The 21,237-nt window shown below is 65.7% G+C and carries 21 protein-coding genes; 3 read left to right on the top strand and 18 right to left on the bottom strand.

All coding sequences use genetic code 11. The features are described from left to right. Positions 1-105 precede the first annotated feature (105 nt). From CDO81_RS24290 to merT, 5 genes are all read right to left on the bottom strand, one after another. Entirely contained in the window at positions 106-498 is a 393-nt protein-coding gene (locus CDO81_RS24290) for a cytochrome c family protein (RefSeq protein WP_088485835.1), read from the bottom strand. 190 nt (positions 499-688) lie between these two features. Next, a complete protein-coding gene (gene merA / locus CDO81_RS24285) occupies positions 689-2,374 on the bottom strand; it encodes a mercury(II) reductase (RefSeq protein WP_088485834.1) in 1,686 nt (561 codons plus the stop codon). A 37-nt stretch (positions 2,375-2,411) separates the two neighbouring features. Beyond that, positions 2,412-2,834 (bottom strand): organomercurial transporter MerC, encoded by a 423-nt coding sequence (gene merC / locus CDO81_RS24280; RefSeq protein ID WP_088485833.1) that lies wholly within the window; start codon positions 2,832-2,834, stop codon positions 2,412-2,414. 15 nt (positions 2,835-2,849) lie between these two features. Further along, positions 2,850-3,125 (bottom strand): mercury resistance system periplasmic binding protein MerP, encoded by a 276-nt coding sequence (gene merP, locus CDO81_RS24275; protein WP_088485832.1) that lies wholly within the window; start codon positions 3,123-3,125, stop codon positions 2,850-2,852. A 13-nt stretch (positions 3,126-3,138) separates the two neighbouring features. Further along, positions 3,139-3,489: a mercuric ion transporter MerT gene (merT, locus tag CDO81_RS24270; protein WP_088485831.1), complete on the bottom strand. Its 351-nt coding sequence runs from the start codon at positions 3,487-3,489 to the stop codon at positions 3,139-3,141. A 71-nt stretch (positions 3,490-3,560) separates the two neighbouring features. Between merT and merR the strand changes: the two genes are divergently transcribed. Beyond that, positions 3,561-3,968 carry an Hg(II)-responsive transcriptional regulator gene (merR, locus tag CDO81_RS24265; protein WP_088485830.1) on the top strand — a complete coding sequence of 136 codons (408 nt, stop codon included), beginning with the start codon at positions 3,561-3,563 and terminating at the stop codon, positions 3,966-3,968. An 83-nt stretch (positions 3,969-4,051) separates the two neighbouring features. Here the strand turns inward: merR and CDO81_RS24260 are convergent, their stop codons facing one another. Continuing rightward, complete coding sequence (locus CDO81_RS24260) at positions 4,052-5,581, bottom strand: tyrosine-type recombinase/integrase (protein ID WP_088485829.1); 1,530 nt, start codon at positions 5,579-5,581, stop codon at positions 4,052-4,054. Between the two features lie 3 nt (positions 5,582-5,584). Next, positions 5,585-6,616, bottom strand: a complete 1,032-nt coding sequence (locus CDO81_RS24255) for a DNA-binding protein (RefSeq protein WP_158218413.1) — start codon at positions 6,614-6,616, stop codon at positions 5,585-5,587. Positions 6,617-7,048: 432 nt separating this feature from the next. Here CDO81_RS24255 and CDO81_RS24250 point away from each other — a divergent pair, with 432 nt between their 5' ends. Next, the gene (locus tag CDO81_RS24250; protein ID WP_088485827.1) at positions 7,049-7,543 is read left to right on the top strand and encodes a hypothetical protein; all 495 of its coding nucleotides are present in this window, start codon (positions 7,049-7,051) and stop codon (positions 7,541-7,543) included. A gap of 295 nt (positions 7,544-7,838) precedes the next feature. Here the strand turns inward: CDO81_RS24250 and CDO81_RS24245 are convergent, their stop codons facing one another. Further along, entirely contained in the window at positions 7,839-8,216 is a 378-nt protein-coding gene (locus CDO81_RS24245; protein WP_088485826.1) for a hypothetical protein, read from the bottom strand. A 295-nt stretch (positions 8,217-8,511) separates the two neighbouring features. On the opposite strand from CDO81_RS24245, the gene CDO81_RS24240 reads away from it, so the two are divergent. Continuing rightward, on the top strand, positions 8,512-8,718 hold the full coding sequence (locus tag CDO81_RS24240) for a hypothetical protein (protein WP_088485825.1): 207 nt from the start codon (positions 8,512-8,514) through the stop codon (positions 8,716-8,718). Positions 8,719-8,927: 209 nt separating this feature from the next. On the opposite strand, the gene CDO81_RS24235 is transcribed toward CDO81_RS24240, so the two are convergent. From CDO81_RS24235 to CDO81_RS24190, 10 genes are all read right to left on the bottom strand, one after another. Next, positions 8,928-9,236 carry a hypothetical protein gene (locus CDO81_RS24235; RefSeq protein WP_088485824.1) on the bottom strand — a complete coding sequence of 103 codons (309 nt, stop codon included), beginning with the start codon at positions 9,234-9,236 and terminating at the stop codon, positions 8,928-8,930. Positions 9,237-9,328: 92 nt separating this feature from the next. Continuing rightward, positions 9,329-10,576, bottom strand: coding sequence for a hypothetical protein (locus CDO81_RS24230; RefSeq protein WP_206602169.1), 1,248 nt, complete (start codon positions 10,574-10,576; stop codon positions 9,329-9,331). A gap of 141 nt (positions 10,577-10,717) precedes the next feature. Next, positions 10,718-11,761 (bottom strand): DNA-binding protein, encoded by a 1,044-nt coding sequence (locus tag CDO81_RS24225; RefSeq protein ID WP_088485822.1) that lies wholly within the window; start codon positions 11,759-11,761, stop codon positions 10,718-10,720. Between the two features lie 336 nt (positions 11,762-12,097). Continuing rightward, complete coding sequence (locus CDO81_RS24220) at positions 12,098-12,901, bottom strand: TIGR02391 family protein (protein ID WP_088485821.1); 804 nt, start codon at positions 12,899-12,901, stop codon at positions 12,098-12,100. Positions 12,902-12,912: 11 nt separating this feature from the next. Further along, entirely contained in the window at positions 12,913-16,044 is a 3,132-nt protein-coding gene (locus CDO81_RS24215) for an efflux RND transporter permease subunit (protein ID WP_088485820.1), read from the bottom strand. After that, on the bottom strand, positions 16,041-17,564 hold the full coding sequence (locus CDO81_RS24210; protein ID WP_088485819.1) for an efflux RND transporter periplasmic adaptor subunit: 1,524 nt from the start codon (positions 17,562-17,564) through the stop codon (positions 16,041-16,043). The genes CDO81_RS24215 and CDO81_RS24210 overlap by 4 nt, the downstream gene beginning before the upstream one ends. 4 nt (positions 17,565-17,568) lie before the next feature. Beyond that, entirely contained in the window at positions 17,569-18,834 is a 1,266-nt protein-coding gene (locus CDO81_RS24205) for a TolC family protein (protein ID WP_088485818.1), read from the bottom strand. A 92-nt stretch (positions 18,835-18,926) separates the two neighbouring features. Then, positions 18,927-19,349, bottom strand: coding sequence for a hypothetical protein (locus CDO81_RS24200; protein ID WP_158218412.1), 423 nt, complete (start codon positions 19,347-19,349; stop codon positions 18,927-18,929). A gap of 206 nt (positions 19,350-19,555) precedes the next feature. Then, positions 19,556-20,125, bottom strand: coding sequence for a carboxymuconolactone decarboxylase family protein (locus CDO81_RS24195; RefSeq protein ID WP_088485816.1), 570 nt, complete (start codon positions 20,123-20,125; stop codon positions 19,556-19,558). A 134-nt stretch (positions 20,126-20,259) separates the two neighbouring features. Further along, positions 20,260-21,102, bottom strand: a complete 843-nt coding sequence (locus CDO81_RS24190; RefSeq protein WP_088485815.1) for an AraC family transcriptional regulator — start codon at positions 21,100-21,102, stop codon at positions 20,260-20,262. Between the last annotated feature and the right edge of the window lie 135 nt (positions 21,103-21,237).

Raw genomic sequence — 21,237 nt, 5'->3', positions numbered from 1 at the left:
CCAAGGGACCAGCGCCGGGTCGCGCAGCGGCGACGCAGAGGCGCGCTCAACGGGCGCCGGGAGCACGCTTGCGCGTGTGCCGAGCACCTCTAAGAGATCAGGAGATCAAGTGCGAAAGACGCAGTGGAGGATGGCGTGCGGCGGTGGTGGCACGGCCAGCAACGGGTCCGGCACCGCAGCAGACAGCGCTACAGCACCGACATCGTCACGTTGAGGAAGTGCGTACAGCAGGTCCAGCATGGGTAACGCGACGACAGGTGCCGGGGCCGTGTCACTGGACTGATGCCCAATCTTGCAGTGCTCCGCGCACAGATTGGGTGTTTGATAGTCCAGGTCGCTAGGACTGCTGCTTGTGACGGCGTCGGCCGCGTCCATCGCGCCTGCCCCCATAGCCATGCCGCTGGGGCAGGCATAGCTCGCCACCGCGAACTGCGCGAACAGAACGACACCGATCAGCACGCGGCAGATCAGCTTGTTCAGGGCTCGGGTCAGTCTCATTGCAAAGGCGGTATCGGGCGCTGGGAGCGGGAGTCAGACGGAGTCGTCTAGACGACCAGCCGATAGCTTACAGAGAATTCTCGAACTTGCGACCACCGGCAGCCTGCAATGCTGACGCTGACGCCCGCCTCCTGGGCCAGTTTCGACACCGTGTAGTCGCTCACGGCCATCCCTCCCGCCCTTTCTGCCGCTACCCGGCGCAGCAGGACAGTTGCTTCACGTCCTTGCTGAAGGTCTGCGCCGCGAGCTTCAAGCCTTCGACCATCGTCAGGTAGGGGAACAACTGGTCGGCCAGCTCTTGCGCCGTCATACGCGCCCGGATGGCGAGCGCCGCCGTCTGGATCAGTTCGCCCGCTTCCGGAGCGACCGCCTGCACGCCGATCAGCCGATGGCTGCCTTCCTCGACCACCAGCTTGATGAAGCCGCGCGTGTCGAAGTTGGTCAGCGCGCGCGGCACGTTGTCGAGCGTGAGGGTACGGCTGTCGGTCTCGATGCCGGCGTGGTGCGCTTCCTGTTCGCTCAAGCCCACGGTGGCGACCTGCGGATCGGTGAACACCACCGCCGGCATGGCGGTCAGATCCAGCGCCGCTTCGCCGCCGGTCATGTTGATCGCCGCGCGGGTGCCGGCCGCCGCCGCCACATAGACGAACTGCGGCTGGTCGGTGCAGTCGCCGGCCGCAAAGATGCCCGGGCTGCTCGTGCGCATGCCCTGGTCGATGACGATGGCCCCCTGCGGATTGACTTTGACGCCGGCCGCTTCCAGGTTGAGGGTGCGGGTGTTCGGCGCGCGGCCGGTGGCGACCAGCAACCGGTCAGCGCGCAGTACGCCCTGTGCGGTGCTCAGCACGAATTCGCCATCCTGATACGCGACCTGGCTGGCCCGGGTGTGTTCCAGCACCTCGATTCCCTCGGCGCGGAACGCGGCCGTCAGCGCCTCGCCGATGGCTGGGTCTTCGCGGAAGAACAGCGTGCTGCGCGCCAGGATCGTGACCTGGCTGCCGAGCCGGGCGAACGCCTGCGCCAGCTCGACCGCCACCACCGACGAGCCGACCACCGCCAAGCGCTCGGGAATGGTGTCGCTCGCCAGCGCCTCGGTGGAGGTCCAGTAGGGCGTGTCCTTGAGGCCCGGAATCGGCGGGATCGCGGGGCTTGCGCCGGTGGCGATCAGGCAGCGGTCGAACGACACCGTGCGCTCGCCGCCGTCCGCCAGCGGCACGGTCAGGCTGTGTTCGTTCTCGAAACGGGCTTCGCCGCGCAGCACGGTGATGGCCGGGGTGTTCTCCAGGATGCCTTCGTACTTGGCGTGGCGCAGCTCCTCGACGCGACCTTGCTGCTGGGCCAGCAGCCGTTCGCGCAAGACAGACGGCGGCGCGGGCGGCAGGCCGGCATCGAACGGGCTTTCTCGGCGCAGGTGCGCGATGTGCGCCGCGCGGATCATGATCTTGGACGGCACGCAGCCGACGTTGACGCAGGTGCCGCCGATGGTGCCGCGCTCGATCAGCGTCACGCGCGCGCCCAGCTCGACAGCCTTCAGCGCTGCCGCCATCGCCGCTCCGCCACTGCCGATGAAGGCGACATGCAGTGCGCTACCGTTATGGCTGGCCTTATCGCCGCTGCCGACCCATTCCCGCACCCGGTCGAGCAGTCCACCCTTGGCCGCCGTGCTCGGCGCATCGGCCAGGGCCGCGCGGTAGCCCAGTCCGGCGACGGCGGCAATCAGCGCGTCGGAGGGCGTGCCGGCATCGACGGCGAGCCGGACGCTGCCCTGGGCGTAGGACACCTCGGCCGATTGCACGCCGGGCACGTTCTCCAAGGCGGTTTTGACATGGGCGGCGCAGGAGTCGCAGGTCATGCCGGTAATCTTCAACTGTGTCATGTCGTCATTTCTCATCGTTCGTTGCGTCCCAAAGCCGTCAGCCGCGTTTCGCGGGCAGTTCGCAGCCGTCCGGCCCGCAGCGGCGGTTCGCCGGCGAGACCAGATCCCAGATCGAGACGCCGACCATCAGGGCTAGGCCCGTGAACACCAGGCGTGCCGTCCACCAGTTGCCGAGCAGCCAGACCGTGCCGGCGAACAGGATGGCCGGCCCGATCATGCCGAGCAGGCTGCGGTGCCATTGGCGGTGACGCAGCCAGCCCAGCGCGTTCGCCAGCAGGGCCAGCGCTGCGAACAGCGGCAGCAGCCGCGAGATGAACAACCCCTCGTATTCCTGTAGGAAGCCCAGGCCGATGGCCGCGCCCAGGCTGGCGAGCGCGGGAAAGCAGGCGGCACAGCCCATCGCGGAGACGACGGCACCGAGCGCCCCGGCCTTGTCGGCGATGCGCGCAAGCGGCTTCATGGCCTCACGCCAGGCTCAACGCTTGACGCTGGACGGATAGCCCGCGTCCTCGGTTGCCTTAGTCAGTTTCTGGACGTTGGTCTTGGCGTCGTCGAAGGTCACGACCGCTTCCCGTTTCTCGAAGGTCACGTCCACTTGGCTGACCCCCTCGACCTTGGAGAGCGCCTTTTTGACCGTGATCGGGCAGGCGGCGCAGGTCATGCCGGGCACGGACAGGGTGACGGTTTGCGTGGCGGCCCACACCGGGGCAACAACGGCGACAAGAGCAACGGCGGCAAGCAACTGTTTCATGGTGGACTCCTGATCAATAGAAGAAAGGCAACACGTAGGGGAAACCGAGCGCGACCACAACTAGCGCGGCGACGGTCCAGAAAATCAGCTTGTAGGCGGTGCGAACCTGCGGAATCGCGCAGACCTCGCCCGGCTGGCAGGCGTGCGCCGGCCGGAAGATGCGCCGCCAGGCGAAGAACAGCGCGACCAGCGCCGCGCCGATGAAGATCGGACGGTACGGCTCCAGCACGGTCAGGTTGCCGATCCAGGCTCCACTGAATCCCAGGGCGACCAGTACCAGCGGCCCCAGGCAGCAGGTCGATGCGAGGATGGCGGCCAGGCCACTGGCGGCAAGCGCGCCGCGCCCGGTTTGCGGTTCCGACATGCGGTTCTCCTTTCGAGGTTTCGCTTGATGCTGTAACGTTACTTCCGTAGTCAAGTACGGAGTCAAGCGAAATGGAAAATATTTTGGAGAGCCTGACCATCGGAGCCTTTGCCAAGGCCGCCGGAGTCAATGTCGAGACCATCCGCTTCTACCAGCGCAAGGGCTTGCTGCTGGAGCCGGACCGGCCTTACGGCAGCATCCGCCGCTATGGCGGGGCGGACGTGGCACGGGTGAAATTCGTGAAATCGGCCCAGCGCCTGGGTTTCAGCCTGGACGAGATCTTCGAGTTGCTGAAACTGGAGGACGGCACGCATTGCAGCGAGGCGGCCGAGCTTGCCGCCATGCGGCTGGCCGACGTGCGCGCCCGGCTGGCGGACCTCACGCGGATGGAGGCGGCGCTGTCAAAGTTGGTAACGGATTGCTGCGCGGATCGCGGCCAGGTGTCGTGTCCGCTGATAGACGCGCTGCGCTGCGGCTGAGCGGCAGATGGCGGCAGGTGATGCCACGGCCCGTGCGTCAACGTGCGTCGTGAGAGCTTCGTGCTGGTCGGCCTCCATCGTTTCTAACCCCGGGGCGCGGTAGCCCCGTCCCAGGCCTGCTCCACCAAATCCCGCAGCTGGCGCAGGTCCGTCTTGGCGTACTCCGCTGTCGTCTGCACCGACGCGTGGCCGAGCAGTTGCTGGGCCGCCGGCAGCGGCACCTGATGGTCGACCACCAGCGTGCGCGCATAGGCGTGGCGCAGCCAGTGCGGTGACACTTCGCGCAGCAGCGCGGCCTGGGCAGGGTCTTGAGATCCCAGCTCAGCGGCGACCGCCGCCAGCACCGCCTTGACTTCGTCGTACAGCCCTCGCGGGCCGAGGGCGCCGCCTTTTTCGCCATGGAAGAGCGGCAGGGTTTCCAGGGGGCCGGGGCCGTCGGGCAGGCCGCGTGCGACGCGGTAGCGGCGCAGTACCCCGACCCGGCCTCCTGGCAAGGGGATCGCTCGCGCCTTGTTTCCCTTACCGAGCACATGCAGGGTCCAATGCCCCTGGGCATCGACGTCCAGACGGGGCAGGCCGTGCTCAGCCCGCCAGGCCAGCTCGGCCAGCCGCACACCCGAGCACCGAAACAGCGCCCAGATCGCCGCACGCCGCCAGGCAGGCAAATCCTCAGCGTTGGGTTCCCCTGGCGTGTGCTGCTCAACCCAGCGGTCACAGAGCGCCAACAACTCCGCCGGCGCACAACGCTTGGCGGACAGGCTGCGGCCTTGCCGCCGGCCACTGGCCATGCCGGCCGCCGGGTTGGCGATCAGGTAGCCGGTCTCGTGCCAATGACGGAACAGGCTGCCCAACACGGCCAAGGCGCGCGCCTGCGAGCGCTCGCCGAGCGAGCGGGCAGCCAGCGGGGCCTCAGCGGCGCCGCCCTCAAGCAAGTCCGCCCGGGGCTGCGACAGCCACTGCCGGTAGGCCTGCAGATCCTGGCGAGTGAGGTCGGACAGCGGTCCCCGATCAACACTCCGGCACCAGGTGGCGAGCCGCTCCAGCTCGGCCACATAGGCGCGCCAGGTGTGGCGCGAACGGCAGGTCTTCTCGCGCAGGAAGGCCTCGACGGCGGCCAGATCACTCAACGCACCCAGGGTGTTGGTCGCCCGGTCGGCATTCGCAAACCGGCCCTGGCCATCGAGCATGTTCACGAGGCTGGCGGAAAGCCCCCTCGCGACCACCGAAATCCCCGAGAGCTCGCCAGCACGCCGACCGTCATCGAGCGTCGACACCTCCGCCTGGAATCGCTTGCGATGTGTCTTGAGCAGCCCGCTCACCACCGCCTCGATGGCCGGGGCTTCCGAAGCGGAGAACAATTGAAGGCGTCCGCGCTGCCAGGCCTCGACGGCCTCAGGGGCGTCGATGAGCAGCCGGCACAGCGCGGGCTTGGCCCGCCGGGCGTCCGGCAGGGCGCCATAGACGCGGATCATGCGCGTCCAGTTCCAGCGCTCGAAGACCGGGTGACCAAGTGCCAGCGCCAGGTAGTCGGCCACCGCCGCGGCCCCGGCCGGCAATCGCTGCGGCGGCACGACGCCCAGATCCACCCATGCACTGTCCGGTTCGCTGGGCATGCTTCACTCGCTCGAAGGACCCGGGCGGGCCTTGCGCGGCGCCTTCTTCTTGGCGACCTTGGGCACGCGGTTGCGGCCGCGCGCCAGGCCGGGTGCCGGCGGTGGGGGAGGCAGCGAGCGCACGAACTCGTCGATCTGGGCGCGCAACGAGGTGTTGACGTAGCGCAGCGCGCTCACCTCGCCGCTGGCCTCCTGCTGCAGCTTGCGGGCTTCGCGCAATTCCGTCTCCGAGCGCTCCAGCCTGGCCTCGAGCGCTTCCTGACGCTTCATGGCAAAGCGCAACTGCGAGTTGGCGCGCGCCACCTCGGCCTGGGCCGCCTGACGCTGCTGCCCGGTCTCCTCCAGCAAGCGCTTGGACAGGCCGTCGTAGCGTTCCCGTGCCGCCGCAACGGCCTGCGCCTGGTTCGCCCGGAGTTCGTCGGCCACGGTCCGCTGCTCGGTCTCGCGCGCGCCGGCGGCCTGCAGATCCTGCTGCAGGGCCTGCACCTGCTGCGCCATCGCGGCCAGGTCCGTGCTGGCCTGGGCGATTCGCGCATCGCGGTCGGCGACCGCTGCCCGCAACTCGGCGAGTTCCTGCTTCAAGACCTCGACGCGCAGTTCGGCCTCGGTCAGTTGCTGCCGGGCGCCATCGGCGATGGCCTGGGCCTCGCCGCGCATGCGGACCAGGTCATCGACCTGGGAGCTGACGGCCGCACGCCAGAGCTGCTGCATCAGATCGGCGATGTCGACAGGAATTTCAGGCGTCGCGAGCACCGGCGCGGCCTGCACCAGCTCGGACTCCAAGGCATTGATCTCTCGGCCGATGGTGGCCGGATTGCCGCCGCCCAAGCGCTCGCGCACCCGTCGCACCGAGACCGCGCGCCGAAACGACTGGCGCGACGGCCGTTCCGGCACCTCGGATTCCGCCAGGAGCGTCAGAACCGTCGAGCGGACTTCCTCGGGCGTGGCGATGGTGGGACGAGCCATATCGGGTCTTAGCAGGACATAGATAACAGCCAAAGCATACGTTAGGAAACGATCATCTTCAATATCCATAAGGATTGAAAGACGATAACAATAATTATCGGAGCCAAGCGGCCCCCTGGCGCAGGCCCGAGTCGGCAGGCGGGGAGAGAGGGCGAAATCGGAGCCTTCGAGGACGCCGCCGGTCAAGTGCAGCCAGCTTATGCACATCAAGGTCGATCCGCTGTCGGCCTTAGATCCGTCTGGCTTAAAGCACGAAACTTTCCGTTTCTTGCAGAGCCTCACCCTCGCGTGTGGTCACGAGCGCGACTTGGCCGCCATCGCTAGCCGCGTTGGCGCATCCCCGCTCAGCAGGCGCTGGCGCATGAAAAAACGCTCGCCGAGGGGGTCAGCAAGCCCTTGATACAGAAGGAGAATTTCGAGCCGTCGGCTGCAAACCCGCATGGATACTGGGGGTCGACTTCGTCCTAAATCGCACCGAAGTCAAAAGGACCCCTGTATAAGGTGATCGGCGATGACCTTCTTAGCAGCCTCGAAGCGACGGAGCGTCGACACGAGCACGCAGTCAAACAGGCCAGGAGACGCAGCGAGGAAGAGATTGATCGCCTCGTCGCCGAGACCCACAGGAAAAGAGGCGATCTGACGTTTGAGACCGTCACCGTGGGCAGTCTCAAGCCGATGCCGTGGCTCGTCTTCGACTTCAAAGGCACGCTGATCACAGAAACGCTGGAGCGCCTTCGCGACCTAGAGTTCCTCGACGTTGAAATGCTCGAGATGCCCGCTCTACGCCAGCGGGTCAGAGCGCTCAATGGCTGGGAGCTGCGGGTCCGCGAAGCGGAGGACGCGATCTCGGCAGCGCACGAGTTCCTCACACCGGAGAACCTCGAGTTGCTCTCGCTCTGGATTCCCGAGGCACGCAGGCGCTACAGGGCCGCGCTGAGCGATTGGGCTAAGTCGCATGATTTTGAAGCTCTAAGGACTGGCGGCGCCAAACAGTGACACCTCATCCGCGCTTCGGTTTCCGTCTGTGGATGCCGGCCATGGCCATGGCCGTGGTCAATTGTCGAGCGCGCTGTGCGCCGTCAAGCGTCGAAACAGCCTGTGATCTCCTAGTTGTGCCAGCGGCCTCGGCGACCGCCAGCAGCCGCTCCAGCTCCCTGTTGCGCTTCTCCAGCCCTCCTGTGCTACTGAAGGGCTTCGTACTGATGCCCGGCCTGTTGCGTCTGTGTACGTAGGTCGTCAGCCGTGGTCGCCCTGACAACGCCGAGGAAATAGTTCGCACGCTCAGCCTTCCTCAGTTGCGCTCAGGCGCTTGAGCACCCACGGCGGGCACATCCAATCGTTCATGCGCGCCAAACGTTGATCCGGTGCATCGCCATGGGTCAAGAGATACCCAGCGTTGATCGATCTCAGCGCTGTACTGGAACCGGCTGTTCCGGTCTGGGCGACCGGGTCGAAGTTTGCAAAAGTGTGTCGCAACATCGGCATCGATGCCGCCGTCCGCGGTGTTGATGTCCGCCGGCACGTTGACGGCGGTGATGGGCGCGCCCACCTTGGCCGCCTCGATGACCAGGAGCTGGCGGAACAGGTCGACGGCCTGGCCGGCGTCGATCTGCTTCAGGTCCTCGGTTCTGACGTCAAGAGGTCCAGCGATGTCAGTCGACAAGCTCATCCCGGCCTCACTGTTGAGCCGGCAAGTTTCCCATGCACGTAGTTGCATCGCAGGCGAGGCCCAAGGCCTTCGCAGCCCACTGCACGTCGTCCTCGTCGCCCGGTGCAGTTCTGAGGCCTTCAATTCGATGACGGATCAGGTCTGCCGCCTCCTCACCGTACAAACCCTTGGTTTGCATCGAAAATTCGTCAACGTTCCCACGGACGGAAGTCGGACTTCCCGCGAGTGAGGGTGGCGAGTGCACCGCCCGCTGCTAAAACTGGTGCCTGGACTTGCTGTCGAGAGGTCTCACACCATGAACGCCGAACGCGCCTTCGTCTCCATGTTGCTGGTTGCCGCCGTTGTCGGCTTGGCGTTCCTCGGCTTGGCCGTGGGCCAGGCGATCAAGCTTGGCGAGATCACCGCGGTGCTGCGACACCCGTTGCTGGGCTCCGGAACCGCGTCCCTGGTCACCGCGGCCCTCGGCGGCCTGCTGCTCCTGACGTTGCGGCCGCAACGTTGAGGCCTTCAAGGGCGAGGGCCTGTGGCCTGGCGGTGCTACTTTTCTGGGCAGACTGACCCTCGACTACGGGCGACAACGGCTTAGCGCCGGCCGCCAGCGGTTATCAACAGAGTTGCCCACCAATCGGTCGAACAACCTGTTGGCGTAGCGGCGCCGACTTCACGCCCACCATGGTCTGATGTGAGTTGGATCCGCTTGTCGATCAGCTTTCAGGACCCCAGGCGAAAAGCCAGGGCCTGCTTCAACACAGTCCCTTGCGGAGGATCGCCTGCCTTCCACTCGCCATCGGACAAGACGTAAACAACATCGACCTCGCCCGTCCCGCCGACCGCCACGATGATGTGGCGAACATCAGGCATCACGGAGGTCGCAACCTTGATCGCACCCGCCATATCGGTGCTGTTCACCGGCTTGATCAGCAGCACCACGTGACCCGGCTCCGGCACGAGCAAGCCGAACCAGTTGCACATCAGGTCGTCGTTCCAAATAGGTTCAGGCGTCTTCTCGTTGAGGGCCATCTGGCGTTCCTTAAGGCTTGCACTGGCGGGACCGGCGCAGCAGGTCCCGTCGCAAGCATATTCGCCAGGCGAACTGCACGGTCCGGCTCGGCCTAGCTGATGCCGCCAGAGCCCCTGAGCGGGGCCCTAAAGCTCTCGTGCCAATGGGGGCTCGTCTCCTTCACGAAGAAGTTCGTCACGCCCCCCATGTCCGTAATGCCGTCGTCCGTCGGGTATAGGCCGCTGCGGCTGCCAAAGACGACACCCACGACGTGGTCAGGCGCGTTCGTCAGGAAGTCGCTGACGCCTTTGCGCAGCGCCGTGGGTTGCTGGCTAGGGTCGCTGTCTTGCTCATGGACCGACATCAACTGCTCGGCGTCCAATCCTTGGAGCGCGACCCAGAACAGGGAGCCTCGCTGTCCCGTGAACTGCCGGGAAGCCGAGTCTTTGAGCGTCGCAAACACCTGATCCAGGACATCGTCCTCGACGGCACTCTGAATGACGAGGGCCAGCATGCCCCCGCTCGGCGTGCCATACAGGGCCGCCTCGCGGTTGGTCGTCCCTGTTGCTGCATCGATGGCATCGCGAAAGGTTTGGCGATCACCCGCCATGGCCGCTGAGAGGTGCTCTGGCTCGAAGTTCGCCAAGCGTAGTTCCATACCCCCGCCCAGGCTGGTGCTGGTGCCTGCCACAACCCCAGAAACTACCGCCCGGGTGAGCGCCGCCCGCTCTTCCGGGTCACTTGGCAGCCGATTGGGCACCGTCAACACGACGGCCAGGCCATTGCGCAAGTGCTGCGCTACAGCGGAGATGTCCTTCCATACCTCTCCCCAGAAGTTGAGCGCATCCAATCGATGAATGCGTCTGCCCTTGTCATCGGAGATCGACTTGCATTCGATTTCGAGCCCGGATGGGCCAAGGTCGTCGACCAGAAGATCGAAGGTGCCGGTGTTGTTCGCCCGGTGCCACGACACTTGATTTCCCCGACGCGTGAAGTGCGTTGCAGCCTGCAACTCAAGCCGCAGTCCGTGCATGTTCTCCGAGCTGCTGAAGGCCGTTTTGACGCGCTTGACAAAGGTACGAGCCTGCTTCGTCGTGCAGAGGCTCAAGACCCCCAGCACCTGCGCGGCGAACCCTAGAGCGGGAAAGATGGACCGGTCGTTGAAGGCCCATGGCGGCACGTCGCCACGTGCGGCCACCAGTACGCGCAGCTTCTCCAACTGGTAGGCAATGGCGTACTCGGATCGCAGGTAGTCCTGCAGAAAGGGATTTGAGCGGATGGCGGCCTCTTGCCTCGCCACGGCCCCTTGCCAGTGTTCCGGCCCAATCGCGGTCGCAAGCCGCCGATAGATCGCAGGCATCTGCGCTGTGGTCATCTCTGTCGCTAGCACGTCGCTCCGCCGTTTCGCTTGTTGAGTGTTGGCTGCTATTCGGGAACTGCTCGGCTGAGGCACTGCACCGGCGACCGGCGCTGGCCGCCGTTGCTACGGCAATCGCCGCGGTCAGCCTGCCGCGGCAGCTTTGCTCTTGGCTTTGCCAGCAGGCGCTGGCTGGCTGATCCGGGCCAGCAATTCCTTGACCATTTCGCTCTGCGACTGCGCCGTAGCGGTGGCACCCGCCAGCGAGCGCTCCAGCTCGGCATTGCGCTGCTCCAGGTCGCTGGCCCGGGCGCGCAGGGTTTCGTACTGCTGGGCCGCCTGCTGAGCGTGGCCGCGCATGTCCTCGACAAGCTGGTTCTGGACGGCCAGGCGCTCGGCTGCCGGCTTCAGCTCGCGCAGCTGCTCGTCGACCTGACGCCGCTCGGCTCGTGCGGCAGAGAGCTGCGCAAGGGCATCCGCTTTCTCCTGCAGCGCCGATCGCAGTTCGGTCTGCTTGGCCGTCAGGGCCTCGGCGGCGGTGGCCACTTCGCGCTGCAGGTACTGGAGTTGCTGCTCGTGCTGCCGGGCCTCCCGGTCGCGCTGCTCGCGGGACACATTGCGGAAGTGTTCCAAAGCCTCGCGCGCATGGGCGTGCTTCTCTTCCAGCGATGCCACCTGGGCCTGGGCCGCCTTGAGTTGCTCCTGGGCGCCTTCGAGCTGGGCGGTGAGCTGCGTGATCAGTTGGCCATGTTCCAGGCGCAGCGCGGCCAGCTCGACCTCCACCCGCTGGCGCGCGGCGCGCTCGGTCGATAGCTCGACCTGGCTGCGCTCCGCTTCGGTCCGGCCCGAGCGGGCTTCGCCACGGGCCTTCTCCAGCTGCTCCTTCAGGCCGCGCACCTCTTCGGCATGACCGGCCTTGAGCGCGTCGAAACGCTCTTGCGCCTCGAATTCCAGGCGACCGGCCAGGTTGGTGACGAAGGACAGCAGCTCCTCGCTGACCGATCCCTGCGGCACGCCGGCGCCACCTTCGTCGGCCTCGATGTCCTTCAGGTGGCGAAAGATCGTCGCCTTCGACCCGGTGTTGCCGAGTTCGATGCGGATGGCGTCGATCGACGGGTGCTTGCCCGCCTTGATCAGCGCCAGCCTAGCCCGTTGGACCTCGCCCTTCGTCACGCCTGCTCGTGCCATGTCTGCCACCAATTTCGTATGTATTACGTAATGCGAGTATTACGTACCACGATACAGGCGTCAAGGCGTAGAAATCGGCCGGTTTATCAGAAGGCTTAATAGCTTGTTATTCCTTCTGAGGCGGGGGCTGGAGGCCACGAGCCTGCGGCCGGCGCACGAAAACCAGGAAATCAGCCAAGTTGCCCCCAGCGTTCCCCGCGAGTTGGCCCCGATGCACGGCGGGTAGAGGGACGGCCGACCGCTGCTCGTGCGGTGGAGCGATAGCCCGAGCAGAGTCCACTGGCCGAACCCACCCTTCGAGATTCGATGGCAGTCAGTCGAAGCGGAGAGTTGCGGCTACACCTTGGTGGCAGCATCCAGCTTTCGATGGACGAAGGACACTAGCGCGAGCATGTCAAGCGCGTCCTGCTCTGGCATCACCCATACGACCTTTGGCGCATGCGCAGTCGGGTTGCGGATGGCGCCGAACAGGCCCACCAGGAGGTTGCCAATGCCCTTCTGTTCACTCACTTCGGTCTCGGTGCGCAGGCCGTTCAAGTTGATGAGCGGAACCTTCGTCGACAGCGCCTGGTTGACAAGTTCGGCACCGTCCAGCGTCAGCCCGGACATCAGGCGCAGACGCTCAGCGAGCCCTTTGACGGCTTCAAAGACGGCATGGAAGTAATTCTCAGCCAACAGCTCGGCCGTGCAGTACGCGAACACCTCGGGATGAGTGCCTCGCGACTCAAGCAAGGCCTTCAAGCGACGAGCCCGCGCGACGGCTCCAACGACCGTCGTCTCCTTCGTGGTTCGAATCACCTGGCCCTGATCGTTGACGGCATAGCCTGCCAGAGACAGCACGACGTTGAGCCCGTCCTGGAGACGGTGGAACTTCTCCGGCTCTTGAACAAACCGGGCCGGCTTCATGGCACGGTTGATGAACATGATGAGGTGGTTGCCCACCTGGTGCCTGTTCTGCTGCTGGGCGAGCGCGTTGTACAGCCGCTTCCATTTGGTAAAGCCGGGCGACGGATCCTCGACGCCCATGTCAGCGAGCAGGTGCCCGATCTCAGGGCCTGAGAGACCCTCATGCGTGTCGCCGAGGACGCGGCATGCGGCCTCAAGCACCGAGACATCGAAGCATGGCAGGTGGTTCACCATCAACCCTTACGTCAAGTAGTGTCCCGACAGCGCGCGCGCATCAGAACGAAGCCCGCCGGCACGACGAATAGCGACAGCAGTGGCGCGGTCACCATGCCGCCCAGCATCGGTGCAGCAATGCGACTCATCACCTCCGAGCCGGTGCCACTGCCCCAGACGATTGGAACGAGGCCGGCCAGGATCACCGCCACCGTCATGGCCTTGGGCCTCACCCGAAGTACCGCGCCCTCGCGCACCGCGTCGAGAACGATCTCCCGGGTGATGGGTTGCCCCGAGCGCATGCGGTCTTCGAGGGCGTGCTTTAGGTACAGCAGCATCACCACACCGAACTCGGCCGACACGCCAGCCAGTGCGATGAAGCCCACGCCGGTCGCCACCGACAGGTGGTAGCCCAGCACGTACAGGAACCAGATGCCGCCGGTGAGAGCCAGCGGCAGGGTGGCCATGATGAGCGCGGCCTCTTCGGCGCGTCGAAAGGTCAGGTAAAGCAGCACGAAGATGATGAGCAGGGTCGCAGGCACCACAACCTTCAGTCGTTCGTTGGCGCGCTCCATGTATTCGAACTGGCCGGAATAGGACAGGCTCATGCCGGGCTCCAGCCGGACCTGTTGCGCGACCTCCCGCCTCAGATCACCGACCACCGAGGCCAGGTCGCGGCCGCGCACGTCGATGTAGATCCAGCCGGATGGGCGGGCATTCTCGCTTTTGAGCATCGGTGGCCCATCGACCAGCGCGAGCGTTGCCAGCGTACCCAGCGTCACCTGCTGGCCGCCGGGCGTCAGCACCGGCAGGTTGCGCAGTTTCTCGGGCGTGTCGCGCAGTTCCCGCGGGTAGCGCAAGTTGATCGGGAAACGCGCCAGGCCTTCCACGGTCTCGCCGACGTTTTCGCCGCCGATCGCACCTGAGATGACCGACTGGACATCGCTCACGTTCATGCCGAAGCGCGCCGCCGCCGGTCGATCGATCTGGACGTCCACATAGCGTCCTCCTGTCAGCCGCTCGGCCAGTGCCGAGCTGACCCCCGGGACCTTCTTCGCCACAGCCTCGATCTGGGTCGCGACTCGGTCAATGACCGCCAAGTCCGTGCCGGTCACTTTCACGCCGATCGGACTCTTGATGCCCGTGGCCAGCATGTCGATGCGATTGCGGATGGGCGGGATCCAGATGTTGGAAAGACCGGGCACCTTCACCGTTCGGTCCAATTCCTCGATCAACCTCTCTGGCGTCATGCCGGCGCGCCATTCTTCGCGAGGCTTCAGCTGGATGGTGGTCTCGAACATCTCGACCGGCGCCGGGTCGGTCGCCGTCTCCGCACGTCCGGCCTTGCCGAACACCCGCTTCACCTCGGGCACCGTCTTGATCATGCGGTCGGTGATCTGCAGCAACTCGGCAGCCTTCTGGGCGGAGAGGCCTGGCAGCGCCGAGGGCATGTAGAGCAGGTCCCCTTCATCCAGCGGCGGCAGGAACTCGCCGCCCAGGCGCATGAGCGGCCACGCCGTGGTGGCGAACACGGCGATCGCCACCAGCAGCGTGGCCTTGGGCCAGCGCAAGACCGCCTCCAGCGCCGGCCGATACAAGGCGATGAGCCCGCGCGTGATGGGATTGCGGTGCTCGTCCGGGATGCGGCCGCGGATCCAGTAGCCCATCAGCACCGGGATCAGCGTCACGGATAGGCCGGCCGCTGCCGCCATGGCGTAGGTCTTGGTGTAGGCCAGCGGCCCGAACAGTCGCCCCTCCTGGGCCTGCAGTGTGAACACCGGCACAAAGGACAGCGTGATGATGAGCAGGGAGAAGAACAGCGCCGGGCCGACCTCGACGGCGGCATCGGTGATGACGGCCCAGCGCGCATCGCCCTTGAGTTCTTCGCCCGGATGGCCGTGCTGCCAGGCTTCCAGTTTCTTGTGGGCGTTCTCGATCATGACCACCGCCGCATCGACCATGGCGCCGATGGCGATGGCGATGCCGCCCAGCGACATGATGTTGGCGTTGAGCCCCTGCTGCTGCATGACCAGGAAGGCCGCCATGACGCCCAGCGGCAGCGAGATGATGGCCACCAGCGCCGAGCGCAGATGCCACAGGAACACCGCGCAGACTAGGGCCACGACGATGAACTCCTCGACCAGCTTGTGCGACAGGTTGTCGATGGCGCGCTGGATCAGCGAGCTGCGGTCGTAGGTCGTGACGATCTCGACCCCCTTGGGCAAGCTGGCCTGGAGTTGCCTGAGCTTGTCCTTCACCGCTGCGATGGTGGCCTGCGCGTTCTTGCCGGTGCGCAAGATGACAACGCCTCCCACCGCTTCGCCTTCGCCGTCCAGCTCGGTGATGCCACGACGCATTTCCGGGCCGATCTGCACGGTGGCCACCTGGCCGAGCAGCACCGGCACGCCATTGCGGTTTGCCAGCACGACGTCGCGGAAATCATCCAGCGACTTCAGGAAGCCGCCGGCGCGCACCATGTACTCGGCCTCGGCCAGTTCCAGCACCGCGCCACCGGTCTCCTGGTTGCCGTTCATCAGCGCTTCGCGTACCTGGTTGTGCGTGATGCCATAGGCGATCAGTTTGGCCGGATCGATCACGACCTGGTACTGCTTGACCATGCCGCCAACCGTGGCCACCTCCGCAACGTTGGCGACGGCCTTGAGCTCGAACTTGAGAAACCAGTCCTGGAGTGCTCGCAGCTGCGAGAGATCCTGCTGGCCGGAGCGGTCCACCAGGGCGTACTGGAAGACCCAGCCCACCCCGGTGGCATCCGGGCCGAGCGACGCCTTCGCTGTGGCGGGCAGGCGGTCCTGCACCTGGCTGAGGTACTCCAGCACGCGCGAGCGGGCCCAGTACAGGTCCGTGCCGTCCTCGAACAGCACGTAAACGAAGGAGTCGCCGAAGAAGGAGAAGGCTCGGACAGCCTTGGCGCCCGGCACGGACAGCATGGTGGTCGCCAGCGGGTAGGTGACCTGGTTCTCGACGATCTGCGGCGCCTGGCCGGGGTAGCTCGTGCGAATGATGACCTGGACGTCCGACAGATCGGGCAGCGCATCGATGGGCGTCGTGCGCAGCGACAGGACGCCCGCAACGGCCAGGAACAGCGTGGCCAGCAGCACCAGGAAACGGTTGCCGACCGACCAGCGGATCAGAGCGGCGATCATCGTGCGCCTCCCTTGGGCACTCGCTGCAGGGCGACGATCTCGAAACCGTCCTTGGCCTCACGGAAGGTGAAGCGCACCTTGTCGCCGGGCTGGATGCCCTTCGCGAGTTCAGCCTGGCCGAGAGGGAATGCCATCTCCATCGCCGGCCACTTGAGCGCTGGCACCGCCTCGTGATTCAGCGTGACTTCGTTGCCGCTGACTGCGACGACCGTTGCGTTGGCTTCGTGAACCGCAGCCGCCGGCGTCCAGGGAGCAGACGCCGCGCTGGCGGCAACGGCGACCGAGCTCGCCTGACGCTGCAGCACGCCCTGCATGCTGGCTTCCGAGTCGATCAGGAACTGCCCCGACACGACCACCTGCTGGCCGGGCTGCAAGCCTTGCAGCACCTCCAGCTTGTCGGCCAGCTCACGGCCCACGCGAACCTCGACGGGAGAGAACCGCCCAGGCCGGTCCACGACGTAGACGATGGCCCGTTGGCCGGTGCGGATCACGGCTTCCGTCGGCACCACCAGGGCCTCCTCCGAGGAGCCACCCAGCCTCATCTGCGCGAACATGCCGGCTCTGAGTCGACCTCCCGGGTTCGCCAGGTCGGCGCGCACGCGCAGCGTGCGGGTGGCGGCATTGGTCTCCGGTAGGACAGCACTGACTTTGCCGCGCAGGGATTTGCCGGGGTAGGCCGACAACGCGACCTCTACCTGCTCGCCGACGCGAGCCAAACCGGCCTGTGCCTCGGGAAGCGCAGCCTCCACCCAGACCGTGGAGAGGCTGGTGATCCGGGCCAGGCTCATACCCGCCGACACCGTCATGCCCTGGCGCACCATCACCTCCTGCACCAAGCCACCGGCCGGCGCGTGGACAGCCATCACAGTCTCGACCTGACCGGTACGCTCAACCCGTTGGACAAGCTCCATCGGCATGCCCATCAGCAGCAGACGTTGGCGTGATGCCGAGGTGAGGGCTTCGTCGCCGGTGCGGCGAACTGCGAGGAACTCCTGCTGGGCGCCTGCCCACTCCGGCACGAGGACCTCGGCGATGAGGGCGCCCGCCGAGATCACGTCGCCGGGGGCCAGCCGCGCAACCCGCTGGACGAAACCCGCGGTGCGCGCCTGCGGAATGGCAACGTCCCGCTCATTGAGCAAAACGGTCGCGGGCACCTGCAACGAGATGCCCAAGTGCTGCTTCGTCACAGTGGCCGTTCGAACGCCCAGTGTCTGCGCCACGCGCGGGTCGACGGCGACGCCCCCAACAGGTGCGTCGTCCGCGTACTTCGGGACCAGTTGCATGTCCATGAAGGGCGACTTGCCGGGCTTGTCGAACCGCTGCTGGGGCAACATGGGGTCGTACCAATAGAGCACCCTGCGCTCACCTGTCGATACGCTGGCGGCGGCGCTGGAGTGAGGCGCCTCCGGGCGGGCGGTTGCAAGGGATGCCGAGCGCCATTGGGCTGCGCCGTGGCCAATGCCGACGCCGAGCACCACCAGTGCGACGGCGGCCAGGGACAACTTCTTGTTGGAGGTCATGGGGTCACTCCACGATGAGATGGGACAGTCGCGCCTGCTGGGCGGACACCTGACTCTGAAGATCGAGCACGCGCAGCTCGGTCTCGATGGCGTTCTTGCGCGCGGCGAGCACGGCGCCGAGGTCGGCCCTGCCGGTCTGATAGCCGGCAAGGCTCAGCTGGGCGCGCTCCTTCGCCAGGGGCAGCGTCAGTTCCTGCTGACGCTGCAGCGTGCGCTCCAGGCGCTGAAGCTCGGCAATCTGCGCGTCCACTTCGGCGCGAACGCGGCGCAAGACGTCATCGCGTTCGGCCTGCAGCCGCTCCACTTCTTTCTGCCGCGCGGCGATCGCCGGCTCCTGGCGCGTCGACTTCGAGACGGGAAGCTCGAAGGTCAGCTGGAAGGACACCATGTCGCCAAAGGCCTTGGCACGATTGGCGTAGGCCACTTCCCATCCCCAGTCGCCCCGGCGCATGGCAACCGCTTCTTCAACGTCGGCCCGGGCCATGGCGAGCATGGGGCCGAAGGCACGAAGGTCGGCATGGCGCTCAAGGTCCGCCAGAAGTCGCGGCAGATCCGGGCGTTGCCGCGGCGCCTCGCCGGCGGCGGACAGGTCGGGCTGATCTCCGATCCAGCGTTGGAGAGCTGCACGAGCCTGATGAACACCCGCCTGCAGCTCGTCGCGGCGGTCAGCCAGATCGAGCGAATCCTGGCGGGCCATCAACGCATCGGTTGGGCTGGCAGCGCCGGAGGTCACGCGTGCCGCCAGCGTGTCCTGAAGCAACCGGTTCTGCGCTTCCAGCGCGGAGAAGGCAGCCAACTTCTTCTCCGCGAAATGCAGGCCCAGCCACGCCACGGCAGCTTCGCGACGGACCGCCAGGCGCTCGGTGTCCAGCAGCGCGCGCTCACGCTCGGCCCTCGCGCCGGCGGCGTCTCGCTGCGCCGCGCGCTTGGCGGCATTCGGCACGTCCTGCATGACGCCCACCCGGCGCATCGTCATGGACTCGCGGGTCCAGCTGAAGCGGTCCTGGCCGGTGACGGGGAAGTTCTCGACGCCTACAGCGAGCTTGGGGTCAGGCAGCTGGCCGGCCGCCGTGCGCGCCTGTTGCGCCCCCTCCAGCGTGGCTTGTCGCGCCGACAGAGCCGCCGATCGCTGTTCTGCCAGCTGAAGGGCCTGTTCGAATCCGACAGGCGCGGCTTGAGACGTCTGCCCAGCGGCGATGGATGTCGCCAGCGCAAGATGGCCGGCGAGACGGGGGCAGAACCGCAGTACTGCCCGGAAGAAATTGGCCATGTCGGCTCTCCACAAAGACCCATAAGGCGATCACCCGAGATCGCGAGACGCGGACGCGCAGCCGCAACACGCGGCCGCGCGGGCGTCATCAGTCAATTGCGGAGAACTTGGAGTGCCAGGTAGACCGGAGGGGCGCCGTCCGGCGGTCCGGTGTGCGCGGTCATGACCGCAGGGAGCGCCTCGGCCGCCTCGGCCGCCTTGGACGGCTGCCACAGGGCAAGCCGGGTCAGCAACCGGTCAAGCATGGCGACCGGCAACTGTGAGAGGTCGGATGCGGGCGCGTTGTTGACCGTCTGCTTGTTGCGGTCGCAGTGCGCCTTGCACAACTGCGGCTGCTCAACATCCATCCCGGACATCTGTTCGCAGTCGGTCATGCCTGCCATGTTGGCCGTCGACATGGGGCCTGATGTCGCCGGCACCGGGCAGGCGTAGGCGGCCGTCCACAGCTGCATGCAAACCAGCGCCAGCGCAAGCATGCTTGCGATCCAGCGTCGGTAGGCCTTTTTTAGCGACATGGACGACAGTCTATAGCTCTGGCTGACCATCCATCCAACGTCTGCACGCAGGTCGGCCTACCGGCCTACCGGCCTTGTATGCCTTGGCGAGCTCGGCGACAGACCGCCCAGGGCGCCTTACACGGCTGACAACTCGGGCCTATTTAGCCGCAGCTTGCCCGCCGATCATGAACCGGCGGGCACTGCCTTCCAAAAAGCGCGGCTTCTCAATCAACCCGGTATGCGGCGAACACCTCATCCACAGGCGTGGCGAACGCGTGATTGCTGTAGTTGCTGAGCGTCTTCACTGCAATCGCGAGGATGATGTACAGCACATCCGCCTCGCTGAAGCCGGCTGCGAGGAAGGCTTGAAGTCTTTCCAGCGTGGGGCGCCCCTGGGTGCTAACCATTTCGGCAGTGAGCGCATGAAGTGCTGCAAGCCGTTCGTCCGGTATCGGAGCGCCCGCGCGAATCGCTGCCAGCACCGGTGCTGAAACGCCCGACTTCTTGTCGGCCAGCATGCTGTGCGCCGCCGTGCAGTACGTGCAGCCATTCACCTGACTGACCGAGAGAAACACCACTTCCTGCTCCGCCGGTGTGAGACCAGACTCACTGCGAAACAGCGCATACCCATGCAGATATGTGCTGAGGACCGCAGGCGCGTTGGCCATGTTCGCGTACATGTTCGGAAGGAAGCCGACCTGTTTGATCGCCAGGTCAAGAATCTCCTTCTGCGGGCCTTGGGCCGCTGCGGGATCGATGGAGCGAAGGCTGTGTAGGAAGGGCTTGCCAGTCATGGGAACTCCTTGAAGATGAGTCATTCAGTCTGTCCATCCTCGTGATGTGCAGGACTGTGGCGAGATCCTATGAATGCAGGTCTTCAACGCGTTCACCGCACGTCCCGCCTTCATGGCCGAGAGTCTTGAATTGTTCAGACGGCGTCGTGGTTTGACACGGATTCGCCGCGCAGCCAGGCGCCGGGTGCCTGACCCACCTTACGAACAAAGGCCCTTGTCAGGGCACTTTGGCTGCCATACCCGACTTCTGTTGCCACGTGCTTCATGGCCCGCCCCTGCTTCAGCAGCGTCTGCGCGAGCGCAATTCGCCATCCAGCAAGGTACTCGGCGGGCGTGTCGCCGACCACGATCTTGAAGTGCGCCGCAAAACGGGCCCGCGACATGCCAGCCAAGTGAGCCATCTCGTTCAGATCCCAGGCATGCGTAGGGTTGTCATGGATGCGGGTGAGTGCTTTGGCCAGCCGTGGGTCGGCCAGCCCGGCAAGGGTGCCGCCTCTCGTGAGACCGCGATCCAGACAGTAGCGCAACAGTCGGATCAGCAGCAACTCGCACAACCTATCCAGCGCGGCCCGCTGACCGCACAGCTTCGAGAAGGCTTCTTCGTCGATGAGCGCCATCATGGCTTCGGCGCCTGGCAACTCCGCCAGCGGCACGAGCACCATGTGCGGCAAGGAGTCACTGATTGGATTTCTGCCACCGCCGCCAAACTGGATGGTGGCGCAGAGCACGTCCGCGCCGGCTCGCTCATCCGTCAGAAGACGGTGAAGGTCCGGTCGGGGCATGAAGACCAAGGTCGGATCTTCGATATCTAGCCGCTCGCCTTGCTCCCCAATCAGCCGGACCGGCCCGCGGCGGATGAGATGCACATGACCGCGTGCCGCATCGCTCGAAAACTCGTGGACCCCGCAAATCTGACCAGCGTAGAAGACACCGGCGCTTAGGGAGTAGCGGTTCAGCAGTAACGAGAGACGGTCCATGCTTTGAGACGTTGGGTGAACAGATCGGCACGTTTGATGTCCGAAGCTATCACGGTGATCTCTACATTGCCCTCTGTCAACCGCAAGCCCCCATGTCTTGCATGACGCGTCTCTCACAACCATGACTGAAATCGG

This window comes from Roseateles puraquae, from assembly GCF_002205845.1.
Lineage (GTDB): Bacteria > Pseudomonadota > Gammaproteobacteria > Burkholderiales > Burkholderiaceae_C > Pelomonas > Pelomonas puraquae.
This window is presented reverse-complemented; position numbering and strand designations above follow the sequence as displayed.